Genomic DNA, 484 nt, shown 5'->3' on the forward strand with positions numbered 1-484 from the left:
AAACTAATATTTAATTTAAACAGAACCGGACCATATAAATTCTGTCTTGGGAAATAACCATGTAAATCAGCTGTATCTAAAAACACATCGTCCCACACATCGAACTCTTTATCCTCACCGTCTGAAGCTTGGACTGTTTGTGTCAAAGTGCTTCGTTCAATGTCACCTCGCGACAATAAACCACCAGATAGTATGAATGAAATGCTGGTAGCAACAGTGTTGGCATGATGGAGGTAGTTGATCGATTTTTCTTGGAAAAATTGATGAAGTTCAATATTGTCTAGTTTCATTGGCGTCATATCAAAAAAGTAAACAGCTTCCAGAATATCATTCCGGATCAAATAAGACTATAATTTCATAAACCAAAGCATTAGAACATGGCGACACCTAACGCCCGGCTAAGGGGTTGACAACGCACCGCCGAACTAAAAAAACACGCCGTAAACACTGAGCTTCAATTTTTCACTAAAGTCGCCATGCGTTG

The organism is Vibrio anguillarum, assembly GCF_003390515.1.
GTDB classification, from domain to species: domain Bacteria; phylum Pseudomonadota; class Gammaproteobacteria; order Enterobacterales; family Vibrionaceae; genus Vibrio; species Vibrio anguillarum.